Raw genomic sequence first — 292 nt, 5'->3', positions numbered from 1 at the left:
CCACCAATACTATTACCACCGACACTCACAGGCGTCACACCTGCATAGACGGTGGTTTCATCTACAGAGCTTGGTGCGATATAAGAAAGGGGTGAGTTCATACTATTTGGACAAGAGGCGATTGAGTCAACACCATCTACTAAAACACGTAGACGATTGTCCGCCAAGCCTCTCATCACAGGCAGGTTTGAGATGCCACCGGCACTTTGTACATTCAGACCGGGTATTTTTGTCAGTATAGTGGCCGTATCACTGCTTGCCACTTGTTTGCTGTTAATAAATTTTTGATTAA

General features: G+C 45.2%; 1 protein-coding gene. It reads right to left on the bottom strand.

What is annotated here, in order from left to right; all coding sequences use genetic code 11:
• Positions 1-292: TonB-dependent receptor plug domain-containing protein (locus BTV99_RS13160; protein WP_178378003.1), on the bottom strand; the 292-nt coding region annotated here is incomplete at both ends.

Source organism: Psychrobacter sp. Rd 27.2, assembly GCF_001921755.1.
Lineage (GTDB): Bacteria > Pseudomonadota > Gammaproteobacteria > Pseudomonadales > Moraxellaceae > Psychrobacter > Psychrobacter celer.
This window is presented reverse-complemented; position numbering and strand designations above follow the sequence as displayed.